Source organism: Paenibacillus hodogayensis (genome assembly GCF_039536325.1).
Lineage (GTDB): Bacteria > Bacillota > Bacilli > Paenibacillales > NBRC-103111 > Paenibacillus_AB > Paenibacillus_AB hodogayensis.
The window spans coordinates 775534-784800 of sequence record NZ_BAAAYO010000001.1 but is presented as its reverse complement, the minus strand read 5'-3'; the positions used below and the strand labels follow the sequence as shown (position 1 = coordinate 784800).

Below are 9267 nucleotides of genomic sequence, written 5' to 3'. Positions count from 1 at the left end.
GAGCTTTGCGCAGGCCGGACTCGGGCAGCTTACTGCAGCAGTCTGAGGCCCAGCACGCCGGCGAAGGCGCACAAAATGCCGATCGATTCCTGCAGCGACCAGCGCTCCTTGAGGAAAAGGCGGGCATAGAGCAGGATGAGCAGCACGTTCGTGGCCACAACGGCAGATACGAGGCCGGTTATGCCCAACTGAAAGGCCGGCAAAATAAAGATCATGCCGGATATGTTCGTCAGCCCGACAAGCGCGCCCCAGGCCAGCGTTCGGCGAATCGGCCATGCGGCGGGCTGGGAGAAGGCTGCGGGGACGGAAGCGGCAACCGGGAAGGAAGACCCCTCGGTATTGTAATGCGCTCCCGGGACGGCCGCCGGCGCCTCCGCAGCGGCCGGATTCGTCTCGGCGGCTACGGCCTCCTCCCGCCGGAGGCTAACAGCCGTACCGCGTGAGCGCAGCCGTCCGGAGGTCCACAGGCCGAGAAACAGCGTCGCCCCCGTCACATACATGACGAACAGCGTCGGCAGGGTATCCGCTTGCCACAGCATGGCTTGTTTGGAGGCCAGGTCGGTCATGCCGAACGTCGCCATCGCCAGCAGCGCCCATTGCACCCCTTGCAAATTGCGCAGCGACAAATCGTTCGAGTAGCGGATCATGACGATACCGGCCATAATGACGGCGAAGGCGATCGTTTGCTTCACGTTCAGATGCTCGCCCCAGCGGAAGTAGGAGACGACGACGACAATGATAGGAGTAAGCGCGGTAAATACGGCGACGAGCGACGCTTTGCCTACCGAAAAGCCTTTGTACATCGCGGCGTTGGCGATAAAGGAGAACAGCCCCATCACCGTACCGGTCCATACCGCCTCGCTCCACGTTTTATCCAGAGCCAATGCGGCGGCCCCGGAAATGAAAGCGCCTGACAGGTAGACGCCGAGCAGCAGCAAATTGCGGTCAATCGATTTTTGCGAGGTCCATTGATACAAAATTCCTCTAAAGCCGAAGCAGACGGCGGCCAGCGAGGCGTAAGCGAGCCACATGCGAAATGTACCCCTTCCGAAAGCGTGAAAAGTTGTCCCCACTATATGCCTTGGAAGCGATTGCAGTCAATGCTTTTTCCGCGATGCAAGACAATGCGGGATGTCTATTGTACAATAGGCTTATGAAAGCGAAGGGCGCTAGTACAAAGTCAGAGCCGATTCTGTGAAGGTTTGACTTTGTACCAGTACAAAGTCAGAGCCGATCCTGTAAAGGTCTGACTTTGTACTAGGTCCGCTCTTCGGATCGGAGGTGGCCATGGACAAGGAGAGTCAGAAGCTTGCCGCAAAGCGGGAGCTGACCTACCGTGTAGGCTGGAAGAAAGGCACGATGCAGGTCGGGGAGAACGGACAGGTGACGGGTTCGGCATCGGCGCTCGTGTTCATGGAGAGGAAAAAGTACGAGCGTTTGCTGGACGGCTGGATTTGGCGAGAGGCTCCGTGTTTGCCGGTTCGGGCGCTTGTCGTCGTCCTGTACGTTCTTCCCGTTGCGTTGTTCGGTCTGGTCTGGTGGCTGGTGTATATGCTTTCGGCTCTTTGATGGAGACCGCTTCAGTCGGGAAGGAGGGAAATAGATGTATATCGCGTTGGCGATATTCGCAAGCGTAATCGGTCTGTTCGTTACCGGTGCGGCCGTATTCACGGCATGGGCGTTCTACGACTCCCGCAGCAAAGCCGCCGCGGCGGACGGGAAGAACGGGACGCCGGCAGCGGCTTTGCCGCCGGGCTGGTTTTTACGCTGGACGTTGGCGGATTATGCGGCGCTGTTTTTGTTCGGGTTCGGGATCGTATTTTTGCTGACCGATCTGATCGGTGTAGCCCGCGACCGCGACATGTACCCGATGTACCATTACGCCTATTTGCTGTGCGGTACGATTTTTTCGTTTATGGGCATGCTGTTCACGCTCGTCCGGCTCGCGCTTGTGCTGCGGTTAACGGGCGGAGCCGCTGGAAACGGCCATGATCCGCACAAACCAGATAAGGCCAAGCAAGCCAAATAGCGGATACAAGGTGGACAGCAGCGTGCTGAAGCCGATTTGGCCGACCAGGTATGTGCCAAGCAGGATCGCGATAATGATCGGCTTGGCCGGCCAGCCGGTTCTTTGGCGGATTTGCAGCGAGAGTCCGTATATGTTGGCGATGTAGGTCGTGAAGATTTCCCCGAAGATGACGCCGACGAACAACAGCTGCACGCTTTGTCCGAGACGGGCGATCAACTGACTCATCGGAATTTCAAATTGGGTAATGCCGGGCATTTGCGACGACATGGCGAAATGGCCGGCAAGCAGCATTGCGGTAACCAGCGTTCCGCCGATCACGCCGCCGCGCACGATCGTGCTCCGATCGCGAATGGAGGCTCCCAGCGGAACGAGCACCGCCTGCGCCGTGATCAGGTTATAGGATACATACAAGAAAGGCGCCGTCCAGCCTTGCAGCGCAGGGCGGTTGCTGCCTAGCGTCAGCCAGTTACCTGCATTCGGCTTGCCGATCGTCGCGAAGACGACCAGGATGCAGAACAGCACCATGAACGGGACGACGATCGTATTGACGATGACGATCGCTCCCAATCCGCGGGCAATGACGATATATGCGAACAGCAAGGTGAGCAGCAGGCCGGTCTGGTAGGACAGCCGGAAATGCTCGTGGAATACCGAGCCCCCCCCGGCGAGCATGACGGTCGTGATGCCGAACAGCATGACCAAGGTGAACAGGCTAAACCATTCCCCGATTCTCGCCCCGAACAGGTAGGTGTTCAAATCCTCGTACGAGCTCGCCCGAATCGTGCTGGCCAGCAGCATCATCCGGGTGCCCAGCCAGACGAACAGCAGACCGGCGATAGCGATCGTGGCCGTGGCGAGCGCTCCGTAACGGGTAAAAAATTGCAAGATTTCCTGCCCGGTCGCAAAACCGGCGCCTACGATCGTTCCCGCGTACGTCATGGCAATCTGTAACGTTTTTCCCCACGCCTTCACGCTTGTTCGCCCCCTTTGTCCACAAAAGCCTATAGTACAAGGGTATGTGCGAGGGTAGAGCGGCATGACAACCCAATCCGCGGGCGAATTCAAAAAGCCCCTCCTGCGTAGGAGAGGCTTGGTTGAGTCAAGGTTTGAGGATCAGGAGCGGCCGGCAAACAGCTTGATCGACTGGATCGCTTCCGATTTCGGATCGATATCGAGCTTTAGCACGGTTTTGCCCGCCTTGTAATGGAGCGCATAGTTCGTATTCGTATCCGGCTTGCCGAGGGCAGCTTCCGCATCCTTGACCTTTTGCCCGAGACGGAGGCCATTAAGACCGGGATTGACGTCCTTGGACGTAATCTCCACAAACTCGACCGTATCGGCGCTGTTGAAACCTACGATAAAGCCGTCGTATTCGTATACGGCGATCGGGTCGGTTTCGTCATCCATTTCGAATTCGCTGTTCGGTTTATTGAACTTTTGCACGACAGCCTTGCGCGTATCCGTCAGACGAATGCCCATCAGCGAAGGCTTCTTCACGTCGTACGGCTCGATAGCCGGCGCTTCCGCTTTGTTATCCTTCGGTTTCGTTTCCGAAGTTTGCACTTTTTTGTCCGACGAGGACGGCTGCTGCTGCGGGGGCTCAGGATTTTGCGTGACTTGAGGGGTCTGGTCGGGTAAAACGGCGTTTTCCACCGTCTGCTGCACGTCGGCAGGCTGCTGACCGGTCGCCGGGGCGCGGTTTTGTTCGGTTACCGCAGCGCCTTTCTCCGATGCGGAGGCCACCGCCAGCGAGAGCGGATTTTCCGAAACGGCTTTCGTAGTGTTGCAACCGGCGCATACGGCACCCATCAAGATGGCGACACCCCACAACCGGAAGTTCCGACGAAGTTTCATCGCAAATTCTTCCTTTCCCCGTGCTCAAAGTTTTATTGTTACTAATAAGGACGCTTGCGGATAAGGAAAGGTTGCATGTTTGGCGGCAATGTTTGCTATTTATTTATTGAAATCGCTTCCTAGGGCGGTCGTTCGCTTGAATGTGCGAACTCTGTTATGGTACGTTATTTTCAAACCTTATTTCGTATCGGAGGACGAACATGGACATCTTGAAGCAACTCATTACGCAGCACGGCATCGTTATGTCAAATCAAACGCTTCAATTGGACGCGCTGCTCAATCATCAGGTCGATCCGGCGCTCATTATGCAGATCGGGAAAGAATTCGCCCGCCGCTTCCGCGAGGAAGAGGTGACGAAGGTGTTGACCATAGAATCGTCCGGCATTGCCGTAGCGTTCGCAACCGCTCTGGAGCTCGGCGTACCGCTTGTTTTTGCCAGACGCAAAAAAACGCTCACCACCGACGGGGACGTCTGGTCCGAGCGGGTGCCTTCGTTCACGAAAGGGATCGTCACCGATATTCTGGTGTCGAAGAGCGTACTGGGCGACCAAGACCGTGTCGTGCTGATCGACGATATTATTGCCAACGGCGACGCGGCGCGCGGGCTGATCCGTATTCTCGAGCGCGCCGGGGCGTATTTGACCGGAGTCGGCGTCGTGGTGGAGAAAAGCTTTCAGGCCGGAGCCCGCACGATCCGCGAGCAGGGCATTCGCTTCGAATCGATCGTGCAGATCAAATCGCTGGATGGCGGCAAAGTAGAATTTGAATAGGCTGTGAGGAATTGGAGCCTTCCCTCCGAGCGTTTTTTTCGTTATAATGGATGAAGGTCAAAGGGAGGAGGGTATAATATGGGGAAAGAGCAAATGACAAGCGAATTTTTGATGGCCAAATTAACGGAATCCAAAGTACATTTCGAACGCGCTCTCGACTGCAAACATACCGAGTTTGACGATCTGTATCCCTATATGATCGAACATCCTCAATTTTTTTGGTACAAACGCTACGTGGCTTGGTCGGAGCTGCTTACGATCGTAAAGCTGTGCAACGAGCTGGATATCGACTGGAAGCCGATGTTTTCGGTCCAGCAAGCCGAATATATCGAGCGTCGGGTCATGTCGGGCAAAGTACTGGACGAATGGTACGAGAAAAACGATTCCAAGGAGCATGTCGGCTGATCGGCCGTCGAACATAGCATGAACAGATGGACCCGAATGTGTCAAGCATTGGGGTCTTTTTTTCTAGGAAAAGGAGGTGTGCCGTTTTGTCGCGCATGACGGATGAACAGTTGGACGCCTTTCGCGTAGAGGGCTTGAAGGTCCGCGTTGTACGGGATGCCGATCCTGTTAACGATGTTCGCGGCCTTGTGGTCGCTTGGGACGACGATCACGTCGTGATCCGCAGACCGAACCGGAAAGTCGTCAAGCTTTCCCGGGATTATCTGATTCAGCCGGCCAAGGAGAAGAGACCGGAGCCGGAGTGACACGATGGCCGGGCTTTCCGCACGCAGAAGGCCCGGTTTTGCTCGGGGTTTAATTGGCAAATTTACGCTTGACGATTTCAGGCCGGACGTGTTAATATAAATTTCGTTGACGCTCTCCAGCAGGGCAGAAGACATGCGGTCGTGGCGGAATTGGCAGACGCGCTAGATTCAGGTTCTAGTGGTGTAACAGCCGTGGAGGTTCGAGTCCTCTCGACCGCATCACCTTAACAAAGAACAGGCTCTTGAATTTGTCCTTGTGACAATTCAGGAGCTTTTTGTTTGTTTGGATTTGCAAAGTGTTGCTCATGACCTGTGCCGACAAAAAGATCATGAGAGCTTTTGGGCGCTAGTAGCCCAATTTAAACAGAAGCTAAACAAATGGATGAAAACCAGCTAAATTTTTGCTGCTGCAGTTTAGGTTCTGTTAAGCAACTATGTTACGAAGACCAGGCGATAATGATGAAAAGTCGTTACTACTGGTACAAAGTCAGAGCTAATCCTGTTTTTTCGGGAAGGTTCGATCCCTTGCAATTCGAGGGATCGGGCCTTCCCGAGACTTTGTACTAGGGCTTTTTCGATGTCTACCATATTGGGGCATGAAAAAATCCGATCCAAATTATGTGCCCCGGGCTCCGGATATATCTGCAATTATCTGGATACAGTATGGAAATCGGGATATTATGACCCTTTGGATGAGTCTATCGATTATGGATCTCTATATGGATCAGAACAAAAAAAATACTTGCGCCTGAAGTTACTTCAGGTGCTATTCTGCTGATAGAAGGGAGCTGAGCAGGATAAGTAAGACGTACTATACCATAGGTTCATTTTCAAAATTGACCTCGACGACGGAAGGAACGCTGCGCTTTTATGAGCGCAAGGGGCTGCTCAAGCCAAGCAGCTACAATGAAAAGGGACATCGTTCCTATTCCGATGAGGATTTGTTCCGACTTCATCAAATATTGACCTTGAAATATTTGGATTATTCCTTGGATGAAATCGGCAAGTATTTGGAGAAGGACGGCAAGGATTTTAATGCTTCTCTGGATCTGCAATACGAGCTGCTGCTGCAGAAGCAGCAGCATATCCAGCGCGTTCTGGATACGGTTGAACGGGCAAGAGTGATTGTTAAAGACAATGATGCGATTGATCCAGATCTTATTATGCAGATGATTCGTTCCATCCAGTATGAGGAGGAGCAGAAGCGGTGGCTCTCCGATCATCTGCCGGATGAACTCGTACAATCGATATTAATGAGTGAATCAAGCGTGGAAGAACGGATTGAGGTAGAACGTGAGCTCATGATAGCGTATAATGATCTGCTCTCCATGTACAAGCAAGGGCTGCCGCCGGAAGATCCGCTTGTACAGGAGCGCACGCTTGCTCTAAAGCTGATTTTCGAGCAGATGCTTGGACAATCTTTGGAGGAACTGGGGACGAGCGAGACGGGGAAAATGCTAGGGGAAATGGATCCGCAACTTTTCCCGAACTTCGAGCCGAGCTTTACGAACTACTTCTCGGAAGCGATGTGGCATCTGTTCCGTCGTATGTGGGAGGAGAACCAACCAAAGGAGTGATTTACCCATGAAAAAAATTAGCGCTATATTACTTTCCCTATTCTTGCTTACTTCTGCATTCTCTTCCGTTCACGCATCGGAGCAATCCGTATCTGTAGAGCTAAATGGCGAGCAATTCCAGTTCAGCAATGCCTTACCGATCATCGAAAACGGGGTGACGCTCGTCCCCATGCGTCCCCTTCTGGAGAAGCTGGGCATCCAAGTGGAATGGGATGAATCGACCGGTACCGTAAGCGGTTCGAAAGAAGGTCTCTCCTTGTCCCTGAAAATTGGCAGCAAGCGTGCAGATGCAAACGGCCAAGCCGTCACTCTGGAAGTAGAACCAAAGCTTATCCAGAATGTTACGTATGTGCCGCTCCGCTTTGTCGCTGAAACGGTAGGCTATCAAGTGGCCTGGAATTCGTCGCTGCGCCAGGTTAGCCTTACCTCTGGAAAGCAATCCGAAGACAGCAAAGGCTTTCTGTGGAAGATAGAGAATAAAGGCAACACCGTGTATATGCTTGGTACAATCCACACCGTCGACAAGACCATATACCCGTTGCGTCCTGAGATTGAGAATGCGTTCAATGCTGCTGACTACTTGGGCGTAGAGATCGACTTTACAAAGATCGTTCCCGACGAATTAACTAAATTGATAACTGATGTGAGTGAATATAAAGATGGAACCACACTGAAGGATCATATCTCTGCAGAAACATATAACAAAGTTACAGCATTCCTGAAAGAAAATGGACTACCGGAAAATAGCTTCGATAACATCAAGGCGTGGTACGCTCAGCAACAGATGGGGACCATTCTGGCGGCAAAACAAGATTTAAACGAGGGTATGGGTATTGACATGTATTTCATGGGAAAAGCCATCAATACGAAAAAGCCAATTATTGGGCTAGAGACTTTTGAATCCCAGTACCAGGTTTTCAACAACTTCTCCGACTCTCTACAGGAAAAGCTGCTCCTCCAATTTTTGGATCCAAATTCTTTGCCTTCTTCAGCTACGGAAATGTCGATGGATGATATTCTGAAAGTATGGAAAACTGGCGATGAAAAAAACTTGGTTAAATTTGTCGATGCGCTTCGCTGGGATGATGACTATTTCAAAGGGATGCAGACTGACCGCAATTTAGCCATGGCTGAGAAGATTAAAGGCTATCTGAACAGTGATAAAAAAGAAACGTATATGATTGCACTTGGAGCTTCACATTTTGCGGGCGACTCTGGTCTGGTTACAATGTTGGAGAAGCAAGGCTTCAAGGTGGAAAAGCAGTAGCGTGTAGATCATCATCATTCACACTGCAGGGCTAACCGTGAGGTTAGCCCTTAAACACATTCAGCGCAGCGGGATTCTGGTTTATTGGGTCGCTTACAGAAGCGGGGAGCGCTGCTGCTTGAGCCGGTCGCTTAGCTGCAGGATGAAGCGCTCTGCCTCCTGAGATAGCTTGTTGCCGCTCAGCCGAACCCATCCGAAGCGAAACCCGGCATCGACAAAGTCAATCGGGATCGCTTGAAGATAGGCTGCATCGTCTTGGGTATCAAACATGGCCGAAACATCGTGTCCGATGGTGACGGCGTTCAGTTCCATAACGGAGCGCGAAATCACCTGCATATTGGTCGTCTGTAGAAACAGCTCGACAGGGCCATGCAGCCGCTGAAAATCGGTCATGAATGCCTGTACATACTCGTCCTTATACAATACGAATCTCTGTTGCTTTAAAAGATCGATGGATAGGCGCTGTGACTCATCCCGCAGCGGCAGCTCCTTCGGGGCGAACACCATCAGCCTTCCTTCCAGCACAGGAGTAAAATGCAAACCGTCGATCAGCCCGATATTGCGTTTATAAATGGCAATGAACCCTGTGTCCAGCCGCCCTTCGCGAATGCTATCGATAATGTCCTTGCTGCCCTGCTCGGTCACTTCAATTTTCAGGCTGGAGTGAGTCCGCTTAAAGTCGAGATAGGTTTCCATCAGCGGACCTGTAAGGCCGGGGATCATAGAAATCTGGAGCAAATCGGCCGTATGGTGAAGCAAATTATGCGCTTCTTCTTTAATCCCCTGAATGGCCTGCAGAGCGAGCTGCGCCTTTTCCACAATAATATCGCCCTCGCGCGTTGTTCTTGCCCCTGTGCGGTCACGGTAAAACAGCTTTATCTGCAGCTCGGCTTCCAGCCGAGAAATGGCCTGGCTAAGTGCCGACTGGCTGACGTTCAATGTCTTGGCAGCCTCGGCCAAGGACTGGGTTTGCGCCACTTCTACAATATAGGCAAGCTGCTCAATGTTCATGTTGAATCCCTCTTTTAAACTTAAGTATTAGTTAACGATAATTAAAATA

11 protein-coding genes and 1 tRNA gene are annotated in these 9267 nt (G+C 52.5%); 8 read left to right on the top strand and 4 right to left on the bottom strand.

Annotation, left to right across the window (positions count from 1 at the left end):
• Window positions 1-29 precede the first annotated feature (29 nt).
• Window positions 30-1031, bottom strand: a complete 1002-nt coding sequence (locus ABD796_RS03100; protein WP_344902659.1) for an EamA family transporter — start codon at window positions 1029-1031, stop codon at window positions 30-32.
• Between the two features lie 256 nt (window positions 1032-1287).
• On the opposite strand from ABD796_RS03100, the gene ABD796_RS03095 reads away from it, so the two are divergent.
• Both ABD796_RS03095 and ABD796_RS03090 read left to right on the top strand, forming a co-directional pair.
• Complete coding sequence (locus ABD796_RS03095) at window positions 1288-1569, top strand: hypothetical protein (RefSeq protein ID WP_344902656.1); 282 nt, start codon at window positions 1288-1290, stop codon at window positions 1567-1569.
• A gap of 34 nt (window positions 1570-1603) precedes the next feature.
• A complete protein-coding gene (locus ABD796_RS03090; protein WP_344902653.1) occupies window positions 1604-2029 on the top strand; it encodes a hypothetical protein in 426 nt (141 codons plus the stop codon).
• On the opposite strand, the gene ABD796_RS03085 is transcribed toward ABD796_RS03090, so the two are convergent.
• Both ABD796_RS03085 and ABD796_RS03080 read right to left on the bottom strand, forming a co-directional pair.
• Window positions 1961-3001, bottom strand: a complete 1041-nt coding sequence (locus ABD796_RS03085; RefSeq protein ID WP_344902650.1) for a YkvI family membrane protein — start codon at window positions 2999-3001, stop codon at window positions 1961-1963. The two genes, ABD796_RS03090 and ABD796_RS03085, sit on opposite strands and share 69 nt — an antisense overlap.
• 141 nt (window positions 3002-3142) lie before the next feature.
• A complete protein-coding gene (locus ABD796_RS03080; RefSeq protein WP_344902647.1) occupies window positions 3143-3883 on the bottom strand; it encodes a DUF4309 domain-containing protein in 741 nt (246 codons plus the stop codon).
• Window positions 3884-4083: 200 nt separating this feature from the next.
• Here ABD796_RS03080 and ABD796_RS03075 point away from each other — a divergent pair, with 200 nt between their 5' ends.
• The 6 genes from ABD796_RS03075 (at window position 4084) to ABD796_RS03050 (ending at window position 8207) form a co-directional block, all read left to right on the top strand.
• Complete coding sequence (locus tag ABD796_RS03075; protein WP_344902644.1) at window positions 4084-4653, top strand: xanthine phosphoribosyltransferase; 570 nt, start codon at window positions 4084-4086, stop codon at window positions 4651-4653.
• Between the two features lie 78 nt (window positions 4654-4731).
• The gene (locus ABD796_RS03070; RefSeq protein ID WP_344902641.1) at window positions 4732-5058 is read left to right on the top strand and encodes a hypothetical protein; all 327 of its coding nucleotides are present in this window, start codon (window positions 4732-4734) and stop codon (window positions 5056-5058) included.
• 95 nt (window positions 5059-5153) lie between these two features.
• The gene (locus tag ABD796_RS03065) at window positions 5154-5363 is read left to right on the top strand and encodes a hypothetical protein (RefSeq protein WP_344904187.1); all 210 of its coding nucleotides are present in this window, start codon (window positions 5154-5156) and stop codon (window positions 5361-5363) included.
• Between the two features lie 135 nt (window positions 5364-5498).
• Window positions 5499-5582 (top strand) — tRNA-Leu (locus ABD796_RS03060).
• Window positions 5583-6151: 569 nt separating this feature from the next.
• Window positions 6152-6940, top strand: a complete 789-nt coding sequence (locus ABD796_RS03055) for a MerR family transcriptional regulator (RefSeq protein ID WP_344904184.1) — start codon at window positions 6152-6154, stop codon at window positions 6938-6940.
• 7 nt (window positions 6941-6947) lie between these two features.
• Window positions 6948-8207, top strand: a complete 1260-nt coding sequence (locus ABD796_RS03050) for a TraB/GumN family protein (protein ID WP_344902638.1) — start codon at window positions 6948-6950, stop codon at window positions 8205-8207.
• A gap of 93 nt (window positions 8208-8300) precedes the next feature.
• Here ABD796_RS03050 and ABD796_RS03045 read toward each other — a convergent pair whose 3' ends face one another.
• On the bottom strand, window positions 8301-9218 hold the full coding sequence (locus ABD796_RS03045; RefSeq protein WP_344902635.1) for a LysR family transcriptional regulator: 918 nt from the start codon (window positions 9216-9218) through the stop codon (window positions 8301-8303).
• Between the last annotated feature and the right edge of the window lie 49 nt (window positions 9219-9267).

What these genes read in the sequence shown, in the direction of transcription:
- ABD796_RS03100 (WP_344902659.1), bottom strand. Translation starts at nt 1,031, where the DNA reads ATGTGGCTCGCTTACGCCTCGCTGGCCGCCGTCTGCTTCGGCTTTAGA.
- ABD796_RS03095 (WP_344902656.1), top strand. Translation starts at nt 1,288, where the DNA reads ATGGACAAGGAGAGTCAGAAGCTTGCCGCAAAGCGGGAGCTGACCTAC.
- ABD796_RS03090 (WP_344902653.1), top strand. Translation starts at nt 1,604, where the DNA reads ATGTATATCGCGTTGGCGATATTCGCAAGCGTAATCGGTCTGTTCGTT.
- ABD796_RS03080 (WP_344902647.1), bottom strand. Translation starts at nt 3,883, where the DNA reads ATGAAACTTCGTCGGAACTTCCGGTTGTGGGGTGTCGCCATCTTGATG.
- ABD796_RS03075 (WP_344902644.1), top strand. Translation starts at nt 4,084, where the DNA reads ATGGACATCTTGAAGCAACTCATTACGCAGCACGGCATCGTTATGTCA.
- ABD796_RS03070 (WP_344902641.1), top strand. Translation starts at nt 4,732, where the DNA reads ATGGGGAAAGAGCAAATGACAAGCGAATTTTTGATGGCCAAATTAACG.
- ABD796_RS03065 (WP_344904187.1), top strand. Translation starts at nt 5,154, where the DNA reads ATGACGGATGAACAGTTGGACGCCTTTCGCGTAGAGGGCTTGAAGGTC.
- ABD796_RS03050 (WP_344902638.1), top strand. Translation starts at nt 6,948, where the DNA reads ATGAAAAAAATTAGCGCTATATTACTTTCCCTATTCTTGCTTACTTCT.
- ABD796_RS03045 (WP_344902635.1), bottom strand. Translation starts at nt 9,218, where the DNA reads ATGAACATTGAGCAGCTTGCCTATATTGTAGAAGTGGCGCAAACCCAG.